This window comes from Actinoplanes sp. NPDC049548, from assembly GCF_040676695.1.
Classification (GTDB): Bacteria; Actinomycetota; Actinomycetes; order Mycobacteriales; family Micromonosporaceae; genus Actinoplanes.
In genome coordinates this window covers 16057-36286 of record NZ_JBFAPM010000017.1, presented here as the reverse complement: position 1 = coordinate 36286, position 20230 = coordinate 16057, and the positions used below count along the sequence as shown (strand labels likewise).

The following is a 20230-nucleotide window of genomic DNA, read 5'->3' as shown; positions in this document are numbered from 1 at the left end:
CCGGGTCCGTGAAACAGCCGGGTCGGCGAACCCGACCCTCGCCAGGAGGGAGGCGCACCATGCTTCCTCAGACCGATCTGCTGACCGCCGCCCGGACGGAGGCGCTGTTCACCAGCGACCTGTCCGCGCACTCACGGCCGACGGACGCCGAGGTCACCGAGGCGATCCGGCGGGCGGTAGTCGCCCACGGCGGCGTCCGCGGCTGTGCCGCCGAGGTCGCCGCCGCCTTCGGCGACCACCCCGACGTCGCCGTGGCGCGCATGCGCTGGGCCAGGGAGCTCGTCCGTCACACCTACCCGCGGTCGTGCCGGGGCGGCCGTCGCATCCACCGCATGCCGGTACCCGTGTAGTCCCTTCTCCTCGAACGCCGCGCCTCCGACGATCCCGCCTCGTCGGGGGCGCGGTTGTGTGCGCACCCGCACCTCACGGCGTGCCGCCTTGTCCCGGGCGCCGCCCGCCATGTCCGCCCGGCCGCCGGACATCGGAGCGCGTCGGGTGGCCTCGCCGGCCCCGAGGACCGGGACTGAGTCACCTCCGCAGTCCCGTGTTCACCCGCCCACAAGGTCGGGGCACCGCTCCCTGCCGGGCGAGACGGGTCCCCGGCGAGATTGAGGCCTCCAGGACCAGCTCGTCGGTCCTGCCGGCGAAAGAGGCCAGCCATGACCGTCACCGTTGCACCGAGCCAGCCCGACGTCTCATCCGGCACCACTTCCTCCCGTGACCGCGGCCGCCGCCCGCTGAGGCAGCAGGACCCCCAGCAGATCGCCGCGCTGGTACGACGGGCGGCCGACGGCGACCCGGGCGCGTGGGACGCGCTCGTCGCCCGGCACAGCCGGCTGCTGTGGTCCGTCGCGCGCGGTTTTCGCCTCGGACCCGAGCAGGCCGCCGACGTCGTACAGACGACCTGGTTACGCCTGGTCGAGCACATCAGCCGGATCCGGGACCCGGAACGGATCACGGCGTGGCTCCTGCGGACGGCTCGCAACCTGGCCGTCGACGTCGTGCAGAGCGCGGGCCGCGAACTGCCGCTCGTGTCGGACCAGCACCGGGCCGACGCCCACGAGGAGCCCGAGAGGTCCGCGCTGCGCGGCGAGCGGGAGCGCATCGTGCGTCAGGCGATCGGCCGCCTGCCGCAGCGGGACCGGCGCCTGCTGAGCCTGCTGGCCGACTCGGCCCGGCCGGACTACGCCCGGATCAGCCGCATCCTCGGCATGCCGGTCGGGAGCATCGGGCCGACCCGGGCGCGCGCCCTCCGTCGGCTGCGTACCGAGCTGGAGGCCGAGGGCCTGCGGGATGCGGCGCCGATCTGACCTCGACCGCCGGTACCTCCGATGCGGTCCGGCGTCGCGTACCAGGCGGCCGGGACAACGGTCCCTTCCGCCTGGGACCACGCCGCTGCACACAATGCGCTCATGACATCCCCCATGGCACTTTTCCGGCGCGTTCGCCGGGTCGTCGCCCACGGCCTGGCCGGCACCCTGATGGTCACCGCGTGGCCGTGCACCGACGGCACGTTCCCCGACTCCATGGTCGCGCTGGGTGACTCGATCACGCGGGGCTTCAACGCCTGCGAGCAGTTCGTCGACTGCGTCGCCCGATCCTTCGGTACCGGCACGGACCCTGCCGTCCGCAGTCAGTACCTGCGGCTGCAGGAGAAGAACCCGGAGATCAAGGGCCACGCCGACAACCTCGCCGCCTCGGGCGCACGGGCCGCCGACATGCCGGCACAGGCCGCCACGGCCGCCTCGCGGGGAGCGCAGTACGTCACCCTGCTCGTCGGGGCGAACGACGCGTGCGCCCCGACCGAAGCGGCGATGACCCCGGTGGCGACGTACCGGCGGCACATCGACGACGCGCTGGCCACCCTGCGGTCCGGCCTACCCTCCGCCCGGATCGAGCTGATCAGCATCCCTGACCTCTACCGGCTCTGGTCCATCGGCCACGACGACCCGTCCGCCGTCGCGGCGTGGCGCCGGTACGACACCTGCCCGTCGATGCTCGCCGACCCCGACTCCGAAGCGCCCCCGGACCAGGCACGGCGGCAACGGGTACGCCAGCGCATCATCGACTTCAACACCGAGCTCGCCGAGGCATGCGCGAAGCAGGGACCACACTGCGTCTTCGACGGCAATGCGGTGTTCGACTACCCCCTCCAGCTCTCCCACCTGTCCACGTGGGACTACTTCCACCCGGGGCCCGCCGGGCAGGCGATGCTCGCCGACGTGTCCTACCGGGCGATGTTCGGTCGGTAGGCACCGCACACCACCAGGGCGTCGCCGACCGGCCGCTCACCGGAGGCGTCCGACGGGACGTTGATGACCGCGCCGCCGGCCACCATCGTGGTCGAGCCGCCACCGTCGAGGTTCATCGCGTCCCGCAGCCCGAGCGACCGTGCCACCGCCGCGGTCTCCGCGATCCCCAGCCCGACGCTGGACGTGCTGCGGCCGTCCGCGGTGACCAGGACGGTGCGGCCCTTGGCGTCCACGCCAACGAACGTGCGCGGGTTGCGCTTGTGCACCCAGCCGTAGGCGAAGCTGGGCTCCCCCGGGTGGATCATCCCGTCGGCGGCGGGCGTGGCGTGGACCCGGCCGTCGCGGACCAGCTCGGGGCCGCCGTTGACGATCGACACGGGCCGCGGTGTCGGAACCGGACGGCCGTCCTCGTCGACCAGCGACGCCCGGACGATCAGCCTGCGCCCACGATGGGCGGCCGCCAGCAGCGCGTCGGCCTTCGCCCCGGTGCCCTGCACGGTCCGGCCGCCGGCCGGGACGGTCGTGCCCCGGACCGGCCGGATGTCGATGACGCGTCCGCCGCGGTCCAGGACCACCTCGGCACCCGGGCCGCTCGGCGTGCTCGTGCCGTACGAGCCGTCGAACGCGATCAGCTCGTCCGGGTCGGTGCAGGTGACGTCGTGCAGCGGCAGGTCGGTCGGGGCGTCGCCCGTTCCCCCGCAGTTGCGGATCAGCCCCGGCACCCGGTTCAGCCCGTCGAGCGCAAGCCCCGCGACCTCGCCGCGCCAGCGCAACCGCTTGATCGACGTACGGCGGGCATCGTCGCGCAGCACCAGCGCCGGCCGGCCGGCAACCGGCTCACTGACCAGGCGCCCGTCGTACGCGCCGGCACCGGCCGGATCGCCGGGTGCGCCGGCCGCCGGATCGAGCACGAAGAAGCCCGCGTTGACCGCCGCATCCGCCCCCTCCAGGGCGGCCAGCCGGCTCGTGGTCTCCCGTTGTTCCAGGTCCGGCCCGTACGTGGCGTCGAGCCGGCCGTGGAACCCACGCGGATCGATGGTCAGGACGTCGACGTGCCACGGGCCGGTCGACGAGCCCACGTCGTCCGGCTCGCCGTCCCACCCGGTGTAGACGGTCGAACCGGCGAACCCGGCGGCGATGACCCGCTGGCGGAGCGCGTCGGCCTCCGGCTTCGTGGCGGTCGTGCCGACCCGTACCCGCCAGCCCAGGACACCGGAGAAGTCGGCGAGCGGCGGCGTCTCCACCTGCTCGACGCGGGGGTCGAGGCCCGCGGCGAGGAGCCTGCCCGCAGTGGCCCGGGCATCGCCCTCACTGCTGATGGCGGCCGGTGGAGCGTCCGGATCGGGTGAGCCCGCACCGGCCGGGATCGCCACCTCGACCGTCCAGACCGCACTCGGGTCGGCATGGCCCCGCACGATCCGGGTCAGCGTGACGCCGGGCTGCAGGGTCCGCGTCGTCCGGACCTCCTCGAGCCCGGCGGGGCCCAGCGGCAGGGCGCCACCGGGCGCAGCCACGGCCGGGGTCGCGACCGCCACCGGACCGGCCAGAAATACCATGATGAGGGGCAGCGGCGCGCGACGAGTCATACCTCCGTCCTAAGCCACCGCGCCCCGACCGGCAAGACGATCTTCCGCCCGGGTCGGTGCTGTCCGACGAGCCGATCAGCGGCGCCGGCGGGCGTTACCGAAGATGGAGCGGGCGATTTCCCGGCCGGCGGCCGTGGCGGCGCTGCGCAGCGCCCCGCGCACCGCCGAGTTGCCGAGCGCCTTCTCCAGGAAGGACTTCTCCGGCTTGGGCTCGCGGGCCGGCGCCGGCGCCGGGGCCTTGGGCGGTGCCGGGGCGGGTGCGGCCGGCGGCGGCACGGCGACCTTGGCCAGCAGCATCTCGTACGCGGACTCGCGATCGACGCGCGGACCGTACCGGGCGAGCAGCGGCGACGCCGTGACGATGCCGTCCGACACCGCCGCGTCGACCTGGGCCATCAGCGAGCGCGGCGGCGGCATCCGGGTCCAGGCGACCGGCGACGGCGCGCCCCGCTCGGACAGCACCGTCACGATCGCCTCACCGGTGCCCAGCTGGGTGAGTACCTCCTCCAGGTCGTACGCCGACTTCGGGAACGTCGACACGGTCGCCTTCAGCGCCTTCGCATCCTCCGGCGTGTACGTCCGCAGAGCGTGCTGCACCCGGTTCCCGAGTTGCGCGAGCACGTCACCGGGCACGTCCTTCGGCGTCTGGGTGACGAAGAAGACGCCGACGCCCTTGGAGCGGATCAGCCGCACCGTCTGCGTCACCGCCCTCAGGAAGTCCTTCGACGCGTCGCGGAACAGCAGATGCGCCTCGTCGAAGAAGAACACCAGCTTCGGCTTGTCGACGTCACCGACCTCGGGCAGGTCGTCGAACAGGTCGGCGAGGAACCACATGAGGAAGGTGGCGAACAGCTCCGGCCTGTCCTGCAGGCTGGGCAGCTCCAGAATGCTGACCACTCCCCGGCCGTCCGGCGTGGTACGCAGGAAGTCGCGGGTGTCGAACTCGGTCTCGCCGAAGAAGTCCTCGGCTCCCGCGTCGGCGAACGCGATCAGCTCGCGCAGGATCACCCCGGCGGTGGCCTTCGACAGCCCGCCGAGCGCGGCCAGCTCCTCGGCACCGGCCGGCGAGGTGAGGTGCTGGATGACCGCGCGGAGGTCGGCGAGGTCGAGCAGCGGCAGGGCGTTCTTGTCGGCGTAGTGGAAGACCAGGCCGAGCGAGGACTCCTGCACGTCGTTGAGGCCGAGCACCTTGGCCAGCAGGGTCGGGCCGAACGAGGTGATGGTGGCCCGCACCGGCACGCCGGTGCCCTTGCCGCCCAGGGCGAAGAACTCCACCGGGTACGCCGTGGGCTCCCAGGCCGTACCGACCTCCGTGGCCCGGGTGGTGACCCGGTCGCTGGGCACACCGGGCGCCGCCATCCCGGAGAGGTCGCCCTTGACGTCGGCCAGGAAGACGGGCACCCCGGCGGCCGACAGCTGCTCGGCCATCGCCTGCAGCGTCTTGGTCTTGCCGGTGCCGGTCGCGCCGGCCACCAGCCCGTGCCGGTTGACCATGGACAGCGGGATGCGCACCTTCGCGGTGGGGTCGCACGTGTCGCCGACGACGAGAGCGCCCAGCTCGAGCACCGGGCCGGTGAATGCGTAGCCGGCCCGCACCACAGCCGGGATGTCAGTTTCCGCCATGTGCCTCAACCTAGCTCCGGACTCGAGATACGCGCAGCCACGCGCCGTGTTCGCCGTCTGGCGTCCGATTGAATAGATCATTTGCCCTCTGTCGCGTAAGGCAAACGGCGAACGCCCACGACGACCGCAACATCGATGCGCTGAGAACCACATCGGTGCATGTACGCCTACCACAAGCACTACGACGGCGACGTCAACCGCTGTCGCTGACCCGGCCGCACCAGCGCGCTGAACCGCCGGGCGTCGGCAGCTCGAGGCAGATTGTTGAACATCACGTACGCCGGGCCGGCACCCACGGTGTCGGCCAGCTGTGCCAGCTCAGCATCCGTGTACACGTGGCGGGCGCCGGTGATGCCGTGCAGCCGGTAGTAGGCCATGGGAGTCAGGCTGGGGCGCACGAACGGGTCGGCGGCATGGGTCAGGTCCAGTTCCTCGCACAGCTCCCGCACCACCTCGTCCGGCCACGGGCCGCGCGGCTCCCACAACAGCCGGACGCCGGCCGGCCGGCGGGCCCGCGACATGAACTCGCGCAACCGCGAGATGCCGGGCTCGGTCGGCCGGAAGCTCGCCGGGCACTGCAGCAGGATCGCGGTCGCTTCCAGAAGCTCGGCGCAGCGCAGCGTGGTGTCCCAGGCCCGCGCGACGACGGGCGTCCACCGGAACCCGCCGACCTCGGCCCGTTCCTCGGCGGACAGCGGTGTCCGCAGCCGCCGGTACGTGGAGCTTCTCGCCTCGTGGGTGATCAACTGCCAGGCCTTGACGGTGAACTCGAAGGCCGGTGGAACACTGGCCCGCCATCGCTGCAGCGTCGCCTCGCGAGGTGGCTCGTAGAACGTCTGCTGCACCTCGAGCACCCGGAAGCGTTCCGCGTAGGACGTCAGCGCCATCCCGGCTCCGCACAGGCCCACCTTCACCGACGTCATGGGCGATGCATACCCTCTTGTCGCGGATGAATCACCGCAGGAGCAGCTCCTGCAGTTCCGGAAGCCGGCGGAACAGGATGGGGAGTCCGCGCACGCCGTTGCGCACGGACTCGTGCGACAGCGCGAGGTCGGGGCCCGTGCTCGCCTTGGCACCGGCGAGGCAACGGAGGATGTTCCACCTCGTGTGCCCCAGCCACCCGCCGACCAGGTACACGAACCAGCTGGGTCCCGGCGGCGGCAGCGCTCCCCCGGCCGCGACGTAGCCGTCGAGGACCGAGCGGAAGACGGCGGGCCGGATGTCGTCGAAGCCGGGTCCCTTCGCGAGGCTCAGCGCGGTCGAGCCGAGCTCGCTGGACACGTCGAGCCTCCCCGAGAGCTCCCAGTCGAGCACCACCGGCCGCCCCTGACGGGAGAGCAGGTTCCACGGCTGGATGTCCCTGTGCGTCAGCACGACGGGGCCCGGTCGCTCGCAGGTGTCGACGAAGTGGGCGATCGCGAGGAACGTCCCGACCTGGGAGGTGAGCTCGCCCGCCCAAGGCTGTCCGCTCGCCGTCGCCCGCTCGGCGAGCTCGGGCCAGTCCCGTGCCACCGGCTCCTCGGTGGAGACGTCGGTCCATGCGACGTCGAGCGCGTGGAGGCGCCCCAGGATCTCGCCGATCTCGTACGCGTATCCCGCCGGCACCGGGGCTTCGGGCACCTTCTCGCCCTCGATCCATCGATGGACGAGCGTGCCGTGGCCGGCCGAGATCGGCTCGGGCATCGGGATGCCGGCGTCGAAGGCCGCCCGCTCGAACCGGAACACCTCCTCCGCGCGGTAGGTCCAGCGTCGATCGAGGAGGTTCACCTCCTTCACCGCGAACGACCCTCGGTCGGTGTCGAGCCGGTACATCCGGTTGGCGTATCCGCCGTGGACGCGGACCATCGGACCGATCGGTGTGCCGAGCCGGGAGAGATCCATGCCCCGCAATCTAGGGTCGCCGGTCCGTCGGTGCACCCGCTTTCCTCTGCCGCTGGGGATGTCGGGAAACAGCCTTCGTCGACTAGCCGACTGCCGACCCGGGTACCCGACGCTACCTTCGCTCAGGGTGATCACCCAGAACGCCGCTGAGCGACTCGGCGCAGGCCAGGCGGCCGAGATCGTCGCCGAGATCCGGGCACTTCCGGTCGAGCGCTGGACCCCGGCGGTGCGGTTGGTGCTCGCCGACGCGCTGCGGATGACCGGCGACGTGGCCGGCGCTCAGCGCGCCTTCCAGCCGCTGGTCGACACGGCCGAGCGCACCGGCCGGTGGACGGCGGCGCTCGCCTGGCGCGCCAGCATGCTCTGCTATCTGCGCAGCGACTACGAGGCTGCGCTGACGATGCTGAGCCGAGCGCAGCCGGCCGGCGATCCGACCGCCGACGACGTTCACCTGTACGCGTGCCGGGCCGCGGTGCACGGCCAGCTCGGCGATGTCGCATCCGCCCGGATCAGCGCCCGGCACGCGCTCGAGGCCGCCGCCCGGGTGGGGGACGACCGCGCGCTGGCGGCGGCGCGGGTCGCGGCCTCGGTCACGGCCTCGGGGGTACGCCGCCACGAGCACCTCGCGGCCGGACTGGCCGCGGCGGAACGTGCCGGGGATCTCGTGCAACAGACTCGGATCCTGGTCAACCAGTCAGATCTGCTTCTGCGGGAGGCACGCTACGCCGAAGCGCTGACCGCTGCCGCCCGCGCGGTCCGGTCGGCGGGCGGCAGCCCGCCCGGCATACGGGTGGTCGCGCTGCACAACGCGGGCGAGGCACTCACCTGGCTCGGCCGCTATGCCGAGGCGGCCGAGCACTTCGAGCGGTCGACCCGGCTCTCCCGCGAACTCGACCTCAACCGCGCCGCCGCCGGGGTCTACGGCCTGGCCGAGGTGCACCGGCTGCTGGGCCGCCGGGAGCAGGCGCTGGCCGGGTTCGAGGAAGCGGCGGAGCTGGCCCGGTCGGGCGGCGACCGGCAGGTTCTGGTTCCCGCGTTGGCCGGCCTCGCCCGCCTCGCCGGTGACACCGCGGCGGGTGAGGAGGCGGTCCGGCTCGCGCCGCCGTCTCTCGCGTCCTGTGCGCTCGCCGGGCGAGGCTGGGCCGCGGTCGCTCAGGGCGCTCCGGCAGCCGCCCAGAAGGACGCCGCCGAGGCGGTGGCCGCCGCCCGGGCGGCGCGTCAGCCCGAGGCGCTGGCCGGCGCGCTCGAGCTGGTCGCCGCTTCCGCGGTGGACTCGGCCGTGGCACGGGCGGCGCTCGTCGAGGCGGCCGACATCTGGCATCGGGCCGGCGCCGAGCCCGCCGCCGACCGCATGCGCGTGCTGCTCGGCCGGCTGCCCGGAGCGGACGCCGAAGCGCGGATGCGCGGCCGGACCGCCGCCGGCCGCCTGGTCGCGTGGGGGCTGCCGGACGAGGTTCCGGCCACCGTCAGCATCCGGGTGCTGGGGCCGTTCGAGGTGGCGCTCGGGGCACGGGCGGTGCCGCTCACCGCGTGGCGCTCCCGCCAGGCCCGTACGCTCCTGAAGATCCTGGTCGGCCGGCGCGGACGCCCGGTGACCCGGGGCGAGCTGTCCGAGCTGCTCTGGCCGGACGACGACCCGCAACGGACCGCGCACCGGCTCTCCGTGCTGCTCCTGGCCGTGCGTACGGTCCTCGACCCGGCCAGACGCGCCCCCGCCGACCACTACCTGCGCGCCGACGCGGCGGGCCTGTCGCTCGCGCTCGAGCAGGTCTCCGTGGATGCCGAGGACCTGCTGAGCGACGTGGCCTACGCTGCCGCGCAGTCGGCCGCCGGCCATGTCGAGGCGGCCCGTGCGGCGCTGGTCCACGCGGACGCCGCCTACCGGGGCGAGGCGTTCGAGGACGAGCCGTACGAGGACTGGGCGGACGGGCTGCGCGAGCAGGTCCGGGCCGCATGGCTGACGGCGGTGCGGGAGCTCGCCAGGATCTGCCGCCGCGCCGGTGACCCGGACCAGGCGGTGATGCATCTGGTACGCCTGCTCAGCGCCGACCCGTACGACGAGGCGGCGCACCGGACCTTGGTGGAGGCGCTGACCGAGGCGGGCCGGCACGGCGAGGCCCGGCGCGCGTTCGAGCGGTGGACGCGCGCGATGCGTGCCATCGACGCACCCGCACCCGCACCGGGGCCGCTCAGCACGGGTAGCCCTGGAAGGTGACGACGTACCAGATGTTGGCCTGGTCCCCGATGTCGTCCGCGCAGGTGTCCGCGCCGGCCGCCCCGTCCAGGGTGTCAGCGCCGGTACCGCCGGCTAGCAGGTCGGCTCCGTCGCCGCCGGTGATCGTGTCGTTGCCGCCGCCGCCGGACAGCTGGTCGCGACCGTCGCCGCCGTAGACGGAGTCGTCGCAGTCACCGCCGGTGACCGTGTCCGCGCCGGGGCCGCCGTACACGATGTCCGCGCCGCCGCCCCCGTCGATGGTGTCGTTGCCGCCCTGCCCGTAGATGACGTCCGCGCCGGACGTGCCGACGAGGGTGTCGTCGCTGTCGGTGCCGTGGATGACGCTCCCGGTGCCGGCGCATCCGGTGTCGGTCGCGGCGGCCGGGCCGGCCAGGGCCAGCCCGGCGAGAAGTCCGGCTGCGAGGGCGGCGATCGGCTTGCGTACGCTCATTTCTGGTCCTCCTGGAAGCGAACGGGAGTCGAGTGCACCGAGCCTCGCAGCCGGCCATCAGCATGGCGTCATCATGGGCAGTTTGCCGGGACCTCGACCGTGCAGGCGTCGACGCCCGCCCCACCGTCGCCGTTGTCGACGCCGTTGCCGCCGATCAGGGTGTCGCCCGCCTGGTTGCCGAAGAGCCAGTCGTCGCCGTCGTTGCCGTTCACCGCGTCGACGCCGTCGTTGCCGCTCACCGTGTCCGGCCCGTCGTTGCCGTTGACCGTGTCGGTCCCGTTCCCGCCGCTCACCACGTCGGCGCCGTTGCCGCCGTTGATGACGTCGTTGCCGTCGTCGCCGTTGACCGTGTCCGGCCCGTCGCCGCCGTCGGCCGTGTCCGCCTCGTTGCCGCCGCGGACAAGGTCGGCGCCGTTGTCGCCGCCGAGCCGGTCGGGCCCGTCGTTGCCGTCGACCGTGTCGTCGCCGTCGTTGCCGTCGACCGCATCGGCGCCGTCGTTGCCGCTCACCGTGTCCGGCCCGTCGTCACCGGTGACGGTGTCGGCGCCGTTGCCGCCGGTGACGGTGTCGGCGCACGCACCTCCGGAGAGGGTGTCGTCGCCGTCCTGACCGTTGATCTCGTCGGAGCCGTCGCCGCCGAAGACCGTGTCGTCGCCCGGCCCGGCGTTGACGACGTCGTCCCCGCCGTTGCCGATGATCCAGTCATCGTCGCCGAAGCCGTTGATGACGTCGTCGCCGCTCGTGCCGATGAGCAGGTCGGGGCCGGCCGTTCCATTGAGCACCACCCCGGGCCCCGCGGGATCACACGGCCCGGCGGCGTGGGCCGGGGCCACCGAGGTGCCCAGACCGGCCAGGAGCGCCACCCCGAGAGCGGCCACCATCGTACGTTTCTGCATGTCGCGTTCCTCCTCGACGCGACCCGCCCGGAGCGGCGGGCTCGCCCGCAGAGAGTCGCGCCCGATGGTCAGCGCGGGGTCATCACGACATCAGTACGGCCGGTGCGGAGTACAGCGGGTATCGAGTTCATCGATGGCGGCATGACACAGCCGTCGGCACAGCGGCACGGATCCTGAGGCGGCGCACGGCGCACTGTCACGCTCCGGCGGTATCCCCAGGATCCTCACGCGCGCCTACGCTCTTCCGAGTCGGCCCGGGGCGGGAAGGGTGTGGTGGTGCAGGAACCGGTGCGATGCGACATGGTGGCCGGCGACACGGCCCGCGTGGTGGTACGGGGCACGGTGGGCTCCGGCCTCGCCCGGCGCATCCTCATCGCGATCGTCCGTGCGGTGATGCATGCCATGGTGGCGGTGGTCTTCGTGGACCTGGACGGCGTCACCTCGCTGGACGCCGCGGCCGCCGAGGCCCTGGCGCAGGCCGAGCGGGTGGCTCGTCGCGTCGGTGTGCACATGGACATCGTGGCCGCGGACCCGGCGATCCGGCGGGAGCTGCGCGCCGCCGGGCTCAACGACCTGCGTCCGCGCTTCGCCGCCGAAGCGGATCTGCCTCCCGCGGTTCCCGCGGCGGCTGCCGAACTGCTGGCGACGCCCTTCGACGGCGACTCCATCGCCCGGGTTCGTCAGCGGATCCGGGACTGCACGGCGGTGCACCTGGCCGACGTGTACCACCAGTACCGGTTCGTGCTGGCCGTGAGCGAGATGATGAGCAACGCGGTATGCCACGGTGGCGGTCACGGCCGGCTGCGGCTCTGGTACACCGGCGATGCGCTGCTCGCTGAGATCAGTGACCATGGGCCAGGCATCGCGGCACAGCCGGGTGACGGCGGAGGGCGCCCCGGTCCGGGAGCCGGCCGAGGCTTGTGGCTCGCCCGCGAGGTGTGCGCCGAGCTGCACGTCAGCTCGGGCCGCCTTGGCACCATCGTGCTGCTGCGTTATGTCGTCCCGCTGCCGGGAGCCGCGTCGTAGACGATGCCGTTGCCCGCAGTGAGCCGGGCACCCGCGGAGACCCGATGGTCGGACAACCCGCCGCGATGGTCGAGGTGCTGGACCGGAAGGTCCCGGACCAGCACCAGGTGGTCGGCCAGCAGCCGGCGGTGGCAGCGCCACCACAGGGACTCGCTGCACATCACCGCGGTGCAGGCGGGCCCGGCGTCGGTCACCAGCTCTGCGACCGCGTCCAGGAACTCGGGAGTACGCATGTGCGCCGCGTACGCCCGGAACGCGGGAACCTGCCACCACACGTCCGGCGAGTCGTCCGGCAGGCGCCGACGGCCACCGAGCCGCTGCTCCCACCGGTACTCGACGCCGGCGTCCGGCAGCCATCGGGCGAGCGCCTCCCGGCCGACGTGGGGGTGCGCCCGGCTGCCCGGGAAACGTCTGATGTCCACCAGCCGGCGCACCGCGGCACCGCGAAGCAGGGCGATGAGCTCCGGCTGAGCGGCGGTCCCGTGCCCGACGGTGATCAGCATAGGGGCATGGTCGCACGTCCCCTCCGTACGCCTGGGACCGCATGTTATCGACGCCCTTGAATGCATCGGAAGATCGCCGCTATGTTGGCCGCACACTCCCGGGCGGCGAACCGCCACCGCGCTTGTCCACGAAGGGTTGTCGCCATGCATGCTCGCTCGCTGGGACTGATCGGCGTGGCCACCGCCACCGCTGTCGCGCTGGTGCCGGGTCTGCCGACCGTCGCGTCCGCCGCCACCGCCGCCCGGTACACGATCACCGACCTGGGGTCGCTGGGCACCGGTGATCTGAGCGTCGCCAAGGCGGTCAACAACGCCGGCGTGGTCGTCGGATACAGCAACCCGACCGGCGCCACCGTGCACGGGTTCACGTGGAGCAACGGCGTCCTGGCGGATCTGGGTACGCTGCCCGGCGGTCAGTTCAGCTGGGCCAACGCCATCAACGACGCGGGCCGCATCGCCGGCACCGCGACGCGTCCGTCGACGGGCTACGGATACCCGGTGCGCTGGGAGGCGTCCGGCGCGATCACCGACCTCGGGGGGACGATCGACAACGCGCTCGGCGTCGGCAACGCCATCGACCCGTCCGGCCAGGTCGCCGGCGGTCAGCGGCCGGGCGGCTCCGAGGGCGGTCCGCTCGGCACGCTGTACCGGGCGGACGGCTCCCGCGTCGACCTCGGGCCCGACCTGGGCGTGGCCAACGGGATCAATGCGGTCGGTCAGGTCGTCGGTGATCCGTCCTACGTCTGGCAGGCCGGCGCCGCGCGTTTCCTGCCCGGATTCTCCGGTGACGGCTCCGGGCGGGCGACGGCCATCAACATCAACGGTACGGTGGTCGGCTCGGCCGGTGCGGGCCAGGGCGACCTCGCGGTCCGCTGGGACGGCACCGCCCCGGTCAGCCTCGGAAGCGTGGCCGGAATCCCGCACAACACCGCCAACGCCATCAACGCGGCCGGCCAGATCGTCGGCACGGCGGATCCGCTGTGCACCCCGTGCGCTGCGCCGCGGGCGTGGGTCTGGCAGGCCGGCACCCTCACGCTGCTCGACGACCTCATCCCGGCAGGGTCGGGCTGGAGCCTGCAGCAGGCCAACGGCATCAACGACCGCGGTCAGATCGTCGGCGCCGGCCTGCACGACGGGCACCTGCACGCCTACCTGCTCACCCCGGTGTACAGCGCGTCGGTGAACTTCGCTCCCGCGGGCGCCCCGGTGCCGACGGGATACCGGGCGGACACCGGTGCGGCGTACGGGCCGCGCGCCGGCGGGTTCACCTACGGGTGGAACATCGACAACAGCGTCAACACCCGCGACCGCAACGCCGGGAGCTCGCCCGACCAGCGGTACGACACGCTCAACCACCTGCAGAAGCCGGGTGGGGCCTCGCGCTGGGAGCTGGCCGTACCCAACGGCCGCTACCTGGTGCACCTGGTCGCCGGCGACCCGAGCGCCACCGACAGCACGTACTCCCTGACGGCCGAGGGTCAGCCGCTGGCGTCGGGCACGCCGACCTCGGGCCGGCACTGGGTCGAAGGGACGGCCGTGGTGGCCGTGACGGACGGCCGGCTGACCATCGCCAACGGTTCCGCAGCGGTGAACAACAAGATCTGCTACCTCGACGTCATCAGCGCCTGACCTCGCCCGACGCCGCCGGCGGAGTCCCGACCCTATGTCCAGTTCGCGTGGTTTCATAGGTTTGAGGCGGAGTCGAAGCAGCGGTCGACGGGGGCAGGGGCTGATCGGGAATGCGCGCGCTGAACGCCGGTATCCGGCTGCTCCTGGCAGCGGCACTGCTCCTGGGAACCACCGTGGGGTGCTCCGCCGGCGGGCCGGGCGACGACCATTGCGCGCCCTTCGCGGCTTACCGGGCGAAGACCGAGACGACGGTACGGATCTCGTCCGTGGTCCGGGGCGCCGAGGAGGACTCCCTGGTGAAGGCATGGGAGAAGTTCGAGGACTGCACCCGGATCGACATCCAGTACACCGGTTCGGAGCGGTTCGAGGCGGAACTGGAGCAGCAGGTGCGCGGCGGCGCCGGGCCCGACATGGCGCTGTTCCCGCAGCCCGGCCTGCTGGCCCGGCTGGCCCGGGCGGGGCTGGTGCGCCCGGCCACCGCGCAGGTGCGGGCCAACGTCGAGAAGTGGTTCCCGGCGGACTGGCAGCGCTACGGCACCGTCGACGGCACGTTGTACGCGGCGCCCTACGACGCCCACGTGAAGTCGCTCGTGTGGTACTCGCCGAAGCTCTTCCGGGAGAAGGGCTGGGCGGTCCCGGCGACCTGGGGCGAGATGCTGGCGCTCAGCGACCGGATCGCCGCGGCGGGGATCAAGCCGTGGTGCGCCGGCATCGAGTCCGGTTCGGCGACCGGCTGGCCGGCGACCGACTGGCTGGAGGACGTGCTGCTGCGCACGGCCGGCGCCCAGGTGTACGACCGGTGGATGGCGCACACCATCCCGTTCGACGACCCCCGCGTGGTGGCCGCCCTGGACCGGGTCGGCGGCATCCTGCGGAACCCGGCCTACGTCAACGGTGGGCACGGCGGCGTGCGGAGTATCGCGACGACGACGGTGCCGGAGGCCGGCCTGCCGATCATGGAACGCCACTGCGCGATGTACCGGATGTCGTCGTTCTACCAACGTGCCTGGCCCGCGACCGCCCAGCTCGCCGAGGACGGCGATGTGTGGGCCTTCTACCTTCCGCCGGTCGACCCCGCTCGGGGCCGGCCGGTGCTCGGGGCGGGCAACTTCGTCGGGGTCTTCAACGACCGGCCGGAGGTGGCCATGCTCGCGGCGTACCTGTCGACCCCGCAGTTCGCGAACACGCTCGCCGCCTCCCGGGCGGGCATCAGCGCCAACCGGGGCCTCGACCACGACGGCCTGCCCGACCCGATCTCGAAGCTGTTCGCCCAGCTGATCACGGATCCGTCCGTCACGTTCCGGTTCGACGCCTCCGACCTGATGCCCGCCCAGGTCGGCACGGGTACGTTCTGGACCGGCATGACCGACTGGATCAACGGGGCGGACACCGCGACGGTCCTCCACCGCATCGAGAAGTCGTGGCCCCGGTCCTGAACGTCACGGTGTACGCCTACGACGCTGCCGGGCCCGATCGCTCGGGCCCGGCCACCGCTGATCCCTCCTACGGGAAGTTGACCAGGTAGGAGTTGTTGCTGGACGAGTTCGCCGCCGCACCGGTGTTGTTGATGATGTGCGAAATGGTGCCGACCCCGCCGAGGGAGACGACCGCCATGCTGTGGAACTTCACCCCGGCGACCGCGGGCACCTCGAACGCCCGCGCCGAGGACACCGAGTTGTTGACGTTGAAGTAGCAGTAGCTGCCCAGTCCCCAGGCCTCGAACGTGGTGACCCCGGACGCCACCTTGATCGCCGGGTAGCCGTTCTGCGTGCCGTTCATCCAGGCGGCCTGGTTCGGCGGGTCGTACGGCATCTCGTTCTGGAAGAACACGATCCTGCCGTTGGCGCCGTTCCAGACGACTTCGTCCTTCTGGTAGTGCTCGACGAACAGACCGGTCGCCAGCACGTTGTCACCGTTGACGGTCAGGCCGTTGGCGGCGGTGTTCGTCGTCCAGCCGACTCCGCTGCCGTGGTCGGCCCGCCAGGCCCAGATGTGGTCGATGATCGTGTTGTTGGTGTTCACGACCAGGCTGTTGGTGGCCTTGCCGGCCACCATGCCACCGATCCGGAAGAACACGTCCTGCACCGTGGTCGGGTTGGCCGCGTGGGACACGCCGGACTTCGCGAGGCCGACCTTGAGCAGCGTGTCGGTGTTCGTGGTGCCGGCGTCGAAGAGCAGACCCTTGAGGCGTACGCCGTCGACGTCGGCCACGTCCATGGCGTTGACCCCGCTGTCCGGGATGATCGTCGGGTAGCCGATGCCGAGGACCACCGTGTTGGCCTTTGTGACGTGCAGCGTCTGGTTGACGTGGTAGATGCCGGGGGTGAAGAAGATGTTGCACCCGTTGGCGAGCGCGGTGTTGATCGTCGCCGCGGAGTCGCCCGGCTTGACGACGTAGAAGGTGCTCATCGGCAGCGAGGTCCCCGGGGTGCTGCCGTTCGCCCAGCTCGGCCCGGAGGCGTTGGTCCGCAGCGACGGCAGGAAGACCCGGTACTTCCCGGCCGGGTCGAGGTACAGGTACGGCACGTCGCGCGACACCGGGGTGGTCGCGAGGGTCGTGTAACGGGGCCCGGCCGCGGCAGTGCTGAAGTTCGTCGCGGGAGCGCCGTTGGTGCCGGAGAACACCATGTTCCAGACGGAGCCGCTCCAACTGCCCAGGGTGCTGTCCTTGGTGTACCACTGCTGCTGCGACGCGGACTCGGTGTTCCCGTCCACCTTGCTGTCGGAGATGTAGCCGCCGCTCGCCCAGCCGTAGCTGGCCGGGAAGAGGTTGAGGCCGCCGATCACGTGCATGCGGCGGTACGGCGCGGCCTGGGCGACGGCCCAGCGGTTGGTCCCGCCGAGGGTGTTGATCGACATGTTCTCGGCGGAGCGCCAGAAGTTCTGGGTGGCGTTGCCGGCGTCGCTGGCGTTGAACGCGTCCACGGTCACGGCGCCGTTGATCCGGACGTCGTCGGGGTTCTGGCCGACGCCGAGGATCGACGTGTTGTATCCGATGTTCGCGCCGACGCTGTACGGCGTGGTGCTCGGCTTGAAGACCAGCGCGTCGCGACGGGTGGCGAACTGCGCCGAGGCGGTGTCCTTCTGCGCGTTGAAGACGCTGTCCAGAGACGCCTGGATGGCCGCATCGGACATCGAGTGGTCGTAGATGTGCACGTTCGGCCCGAAGTCCGGCGTGTCGGAGTACGTCGGGCAGGTGCCCGTGGGCGGCGTCGTGTCGGTCCCGACCGAGAACAGCTGGGCGCCGGTGCCGTTGCAGTCGTAGATCTGCAGCCGGGTGCCGTTGGCGGTGGCCGCTCCCGGCGAGTCCATGCAGCGGCCGGACTGCGGGTTCTTGAGCGAGCCGTTGGCCTGCTGAACCCACTGCTGCGCGCCGGTGCTGTTGCACTCCCAGAGCTGCAGCTGGGTTCCGTTCGCCGTCGCGCCGCCGGCCACGTCCAGGCAGCGGCCGATGGTCGTCAGTGCGGTGCCGCTCCAGGTCCAGTGCTGGTCCGCGCTGGCGGCCTGGCAGTCCCAGAGCTGCACCGCCGTACCGTTGACTCCGGTGTCGTCGCCGCTCACATCGACGCATTTGCCACCCGGCCCCGTGATCGTGTTGCCGGCCGGGGCCGCCGAGGCGCTCTGATCGAAGCTCGCCACGCCCAGCGCGGCGATCACCACCAGTACCAGCGCCCCGAGCAATGTTCGGCCGCGCCGTCCAGAGAGACGTGTCATGTGCCGTCCTACTTCCTTCATGCCTGCCCACGGCTGCGCCGCATGGCGGGAAGGGCGGATGACTTCTGCGTGAGAGCGCTCTCACGAATAGTTACGTAAGTGTTTCGTCGATGAACCAACTGTGTCAATACCTGGCCTGGCATCCACTTCGATGCAGTTCGATGGATGCCGGGCCCTCGGTCAGCTCAGTGCAAACTTCTGCGCCGCGCCGCCGTTGCAGTCGTAGATCTGCAGCCGGGTGCCGTTGGCGGAGGCACCGCCGGGCGCATCCAGGCACCGGCCGGACTGCGGGTTACGCAGTGAACCGTCGGCCTGCTGCTGCCAGACCTGGCCGCCGACTCCGTTGCAGTCCCAGAGCTCCACCTGGGTGCCATTGGCCGTGCCGTTGCCGTTGATGTCGAGGCAGCGGCCCAGCGTACGCAGCGAGCCGTTCGCGTTGTGGAACCAGTGCTGGTCCACCGCGTACGACTGGCAGTCCCACAGCTGCACGGCCGTACCGTTGCCGCCGGTGTCGTCGGCCGCGACGTCCACGCACCTGCCGGCGGGGCCGACCGTGGCGCCGCCGCCGTTGACGGCGAACTTCTGGGCGGCGGATCCGTTGCAGTCGTAGATCTGCAGGCGGGTGCCGTTGCCGGTCGCGCCGCCCGGTGAGTCCAGGCACCGGCCGGACTGCGGGTTGCGCAGCGAGCCGTCGGCCTGCTGCACCCACTTCTGGCCGCCGACTCCGTTGCAGTCGTACAGCTCCACCTGGGTGCCGTTGGCCGTGCCGTTGCCGTTGATGTCGAGGCACCGGCCGAGCGTGCGCAGCGTGGTGTCGGCGAAGTGCGCCCAGTGCTGGTCGGAGGCGTACGACTGGCAGTCCCACAACTGCACCGCGGCGAGATTCTGGCCGGTGTCGTCGGCGGCGACGTCGACGCACTTGCCGCCCGGGCCGGCGATCGTCCCCTTCGGACCGTTCGGAACGCTGGTCTGCCCGGAGTAGCCCACGGACACGATATTGGCCTGCACCGCGTTGTCCGCGGCGTCCGTGGGGTAGCCCGAGGTCATCACACCTTCGAAGAACGTACCCATGTTGCGGTTGCTGTTGTCACCGCCCGTGCCGAGGATGATCGAGCCTTCCTGGTGCATCGGGATGTAGCCGCCGCGGTTGGGCAGGGCGCCGTTCCACCAGGTGGTCAAGCCACCGGACTGCGAGTTTCCGCCTTTGAGCGCGTACGTCGTCTGGCCGTTGTTCTTCAGAAGCGCCGTGACGAAGGTGCTGTTGTTGCCGAGGTTCGCCGTGTTGGAGCCGTTGGCGCCCTGGAACATGCCGTTCTCCAGGTCCGCCTCGACCCATGGCCCGGACCCGGTGCACGGCGGGAAGTAGCAGGTGGTCGCGATGCTGACGGCGTCCATGTGGCCGTTGCCGGTGTCGGCGACCTGCGCCTCGGCGTTGCCGTAGTCGAAGCAGCAGTCGGAGCCGACGTGGGTCCCGCTCGCCACCATGTACATGCCCTCGGGCGCACCGTTCTGCGCCACTCCGGAGCCGACGTAGTGCCGATAGCCGTGCTGGGGCGAGATCCAGATTCCGTACGCCTTGTGCCCGCCGGCCGTGACCGCGATCTCGCTCGCATCGGCGGGATAGTCCGCCGGCCCCGCCGTTCCGGCGGGTGACACGGTCAGGTCGTTGTGCCGGGCACTCTGGTCGTAGATCTTGGTGATGCCGCACGTGGTGCCGTTGCAGAAGGCGTCGTGGTCACCGGCGTTGGCGTACCCGCCGGCGGCGAGCAGTCCGACGTCGTGGGTGGCACGGTCGGAGGCACGGGTGAGCTGGTAGAGCGGTCCGGCGTACGCGGAGAACAGCGCACGCACGGTGCTGTGGGCGGCGACGCAGGGGGTGCCGGCGGCGCCGTAGATGTCACAGGGCAGGGACGTGGCGGCAGAGGCGGCGCCTGGCATGCCGAACAGCGTGCCGAGGACGAGAGCCAGCGCCGCACCGATGGCGAGGAGCCGGGAACGGTTTCTGCGCATGGGGATGCACTCCTGACGACCGTCTGCGCAGTGCCGGCATGGCAGACATTGACGATGGTCGACCTTATGAACGGGAAGTTACGCGCGCTGGTTGATACAGTCAATATCCGATTACAAATGTTGCTTTTTGTTCGATCACCTCGTCCTGGCGCTCCCCTTCTGGCATCCGAGGCGCACAATGCAGCCGTGGCGAGGCAGACCGTGGTCGGCAAGCTGGGAACCGTGAGCATCGGGATCCGCGGCGGCGACCTCCCCGGGGAGGTGCGGGTGGTGGTGGAAGGAATCGCGCACTACTACCTCGGGTACGCCGCGACGGCGCTGCCCGCGGGCACGGACGTCCTCGTCATCAACAACCGTGGCGCACGTCAGGTCGACGTGGAGCCATGGCCGTCTGCGCCCCGGACGGTCCCGCCCGAGGCTTCCTAGAAGGGCTCCAACGTGTTC

At 71.8% G+C, this 20230-nt stretch carries 17 protein-coding genes; 8 read left to right on the top strand and 9 right to left on the bottom strand.

Features of this window, described 5'->3' with window-relative positions; all coding sequences use genetic code 11:
* The first annotated feature begins 59 nt into the window (after positions 1-59).
* From AB0J80_RS28075 to AB0J80_RS28065, 3 genes are all read left to right on the top strand, one after another.
* Entirely contained in the window at positions 60-350 is a 291-nt protein-coding gene (locus AB0J80_RS28075; RefSeq protein ID WP_364710632.1) for a hypothetical protein, read from the top strand.
* 309 nt (positions 351-659) lie between these two features.
* Positions 660-1310: a sigma-70 family RNA polymerase sigma factor gene (locus AB0J80_RS28070; RefSeq protein ID WP_364710630.1), complete on the top strand. Its 651-nt coding sequence runs from the start codon at positions 660-662 to the stop codon at positions 1308-1310.
* Positions 1311-1412: 102 nt separating this feature from the next.
* The gene (locus AB0J80_RS28065) at positions 1413-2252 is read left to right on the top strand and encodes an SGNH/GDSL hydrolase family protein (RefSeq protein WP_364710628.1); all 840 of its coding nucleotides are present in this window, start codon (positions 1413-1415) and stop codon (positions 2250-2252) included.
* Here AB0J80_RS28065 and AB0J80_RS28060 read toward each other — a convergent pair.
* The 4 genes from AB0J80_RS28060 to AB0J80_RS28045 form a co-directional block, all read right to left on the bottom strand.
* Entirely contained in the window at positions 2228-3838 is a 1611-nt protein-coding gene (locus AB0J80_RS28060; RefSeq protein ID WP_364710626.1) for a phosphodiester glycosidase family protein, read from the bottom strand. The genes AB0J80_RS28065 and AB0J80_RS28060 overlap by 25 nt on opposite strands.
* Positions 3839-3913: 75 nt before the next feature.
* On the bottom strand, positions 3914-5461 hold the full coding sequence (locus tag AB0J80_RS28055; RefSeq protein WP_364710624.1) for a helicase HerA-like domain-containing protein: 1548 nt from the start codon (positions 5459-5461) through the stop codon (positions 3914-3916).
* A 179-nt stretch (positions 5462-5640) separates the two neighbouring features.
* Complete coding sequence (locus tag AB0J80_RS28050) at positions 5641-6384, bottom strand: DUF72 domain-containing protein (protein ID WP_364710622.1); 744 nt, start codon at positions 6382-6384, stop codon at positions 5641-5643.
* A 31-nt stretch (positions 6385-6415) separates the two neighbouring features.
* Positions 6416-7342, bottom strand: a complete 927-nt coding sequence (locus tag AB0J80_RS28045; protein WP_364710621.1) for an aminoglycoside phosphotransferase family protein — start codon at positions 7340-7342, stop codon at positions 6416-6418.
* Positions 7343-7469: 127 nt separating this feature from the next.
* On the opposite strand from AB0J80_RS28045, the gene AB0J80_RS28040 reads away from it, so the two are divergent.
* Positions 7470-9557, top strand: a complete 2088-nt coding sequence (locus AB0J80_RS28040) for a BTAD domain-containing putative transcriptional regulator (protein WP_364710619.1) — start codon at positions 7470-7472, stop codon at positions 9555-9557.
* On the opposite strand, the gene AB0J80_RS28035 is transcribed toward AB0J80_RS28040, so the two are convergent.
* Together AB0J80_RS28035 and AB0J80_RS28030 are read right to left on the bottom strand one after the other, a co-directional pair.
* Positions 9532-10008: a calcium-binding protein gene (locus AB0J80_RS28035; protein ID WP_364710617.1), complete on the bottom strand. Its 477-nt coding sequence runs from the start codon at positions 10006-10008 to the stop codon at positions 9532-9534. The genes AB0J80_RS28040 and AB0J80_RS28035 overlap by 26 nt on opposite strands.
* A gap of 71 nt (positions 10009-10079) precedes the next feature.
* Positions 10080-10904, bottom strand: coding sequence for a hypothetical protein (locus AB0J80_RS28030; protein ID WP_364710615.1), 825 nt, complete (start codon positions 10902-10904; stop codon positions 10080-10082).
* Positions 10905-11180: 276 nt separating this feature from the next.
* Here AB0J80_RS28030 and AB0J80_RS28025 point away from each other — a divergent pair, with 276 nt between their 5' ends.
* Positions 11181-11930, top strand: a complete 750-nt coding sequence (locus tag AB0J80_RS28025; RefSeq protein WP_364710613.1) for an ATP-binding protein — start codon at positions 11181-11183, stop codon at positions 11928-11930.
* Here AB0J80_RS28025 and AB0J80_RS28020 read toward each other — a convergent pair.
* Positions 11897-12433, bottom strand: coding sequence for a DUF488 domain-containing protein (locus AB0J80_RS28020; RefSeq protein ID WP_364710611.1), 537 nt, complete (start codon positions 12431-12433; stop codon positions 11897-11899). The two genes, AB0J80_RS28025 and AB0J80_RS28020, sit on opposite strands and share 34 nt — an antisense overlap.
* A 144-nt stretch (positions 12434-12577) precedes the next feature.
* On the opposite strand from AB0J80_RS28020, the gene AB0J80_RS28015 reads away from it, so the two are divergent.
* Positions 12578-14062: a hypothetical protein gene (locus AB0J80_RS28015; protein WP_364710609.1), complete on the top strand. Its 1485-nt coding sequence runs from the start codon at positions 12578-12580 to the stop codon at positions 14060-14062.
* Between the two features lie 110 nt (positions 14063-14172).
* Complete coding sequence (locus tag AB0J80_RS28010) at positions 14173-15498, top strand: ABC transporter substrate-binding protein (protein WP_364710606.1); 1326 nt, start codon at positions 14173-14175, stop codon at positions 15496-15498.
* 67 nt (positions 15499-15565) lie between these two features.
* Here the strand turns inward: AB0J80_RS28010 and AB0J80_RS28005 are convergent, their stop codons facing one another.
* The gene (locus AB0J80_RS28005) at positions 15566-17776 is read right to left on the bottom strand and encodes a ricin-type beta-trefoil lectin domain protein (protein WP_364710604.1); all 2211 of its coding nucleotides are present in this window, start codon (positions 17774-17776) and stop codon (positions 15566-15568) included.
* Between the two features lie 180 nt (positions 17777-17956).
* A complete protein-coding gene (locus AB0J80_RS28000) occupies positions 17957-19786 on the bottom strand; it encodes an arabinofuranosidase catalytic domain-containing protein (protein WP_364710602.1) in 1830 nt (609 codons plus the stop codon).
* A 186-nt stretch (positions 19787-19972) separates the two neighbouring features.
* On the opposite strand from AB0J80_RS28000, the gene AB0J80_RS27995 reads away from it, so the two are divergent.
* Positions 19973-20212, top strand: a complete 240-nt coding sequence (locus AB0J80_RS27995) for a hypothetical protein (RefSeq protein ID WP_364710601.1) — start codon at positions 19973-19975, stop codon at positions 20210-20212.
* Positions 20213-20230 lie beyond the last annotated feature (18 nt).

Coding starts and splice junctions, on each gene's coding strand:
- AB0J80_RS28030 (WP_364710615.1), bottom strand. CDS start 10,904: ATGCAGAAACGTACGATGGTGGCCGCTCTCGGGGTGGCGCTCCTGGCC.
- AB0J80_RS28050 (WP_364710622.1), bottom strand. CDS start 6,384: ATGACGTCGGTGAAGGTGGGCCTGTGCGGAGCCGGGATGGCGCTGACG.
- AB0J80_RS28005 (WP_364710604.1), bottom strand. CDS start 17,776: ATGACACGTCTCTCTGGACGGCGCGGCCGAACATTGCTCGGGGCGCTG.
- AB0J80_RS28035 (WP_364710617.1), bottom strand. CDS start 10,008: ATGAGCGTACGCAAGCCGATCGCCGCCCTCGCAGCCGGACTTCTCGCC.
- AB0J80_RS28020 (WP_364710611.1), bottom strand. CDS start 12,433: ATGCTGATCACCGTCGGGCACGGGACCGCCGCTCAGCCGGAGCTCATC.
- AB0J80_RS28010 (WP_364710606.1), top strand. CDS start 14,173: ATGCGCGCGCTGAACGCCGGTATCCGGCTGCTCCTGGCAGCGGCACTG.
- AB0J80_RS28060 (WP_364710626.1), bottom strand. CDS start 3,838: ATGACTCGTCGCGCGCCGCTGCCCCTCATCATGGTATTTCTGGCCGGT.
- AB0J80_RS28045 (WP_364710621.1), bottom strand. CDS start 7,342: ATGGATCTCTCCCGGCTCGGCACACCGATCGGTCCGATGGTCCGCGTC.
- AB0J80_RS28070 (WP_364710630.1), top strand. CDS start 660: ATGACCGTCACCGTTGCACCGAGCCAGCCCGACGTCTCATCCGGCACC.
- AB0J80_RS28075 (WP_364710632.1), top strand. CDS start 60: ATGCTTCCTCAGACCGATCTGCTGACCGCCGCCCGGACGGAGGCGCTG.
- AB0J80_RS28055 (WP_364710624.1), bottom strand. CDS start 5,461: ATGGCGGAAACTGACATCCCGGCTGTGGTGCGGGCCGGCTACGCATTC.
- AB0J80_RS28065 (WP_364710628.1), top strand. CDS start 1,413: ATGACATCCCCCATGGCACTTTTCCGGCGCGTTCGCCGGGTCGTCGCC.
- AB0J80_RS28015 (WP_364710609.1), top strand. CDS start 12,578: ATGCATGCTCGCTCGCTGGGACTGATCGGCGTGGCCACCGCCACCGCT.
- AB0J80_RS28000 (WP_364710602.1), bottom strand. CDS start 19,786: ATGCGCAGAAACCGTTCCCGGCTCCTCGCCATCGGTGCGGCGCTGGCT.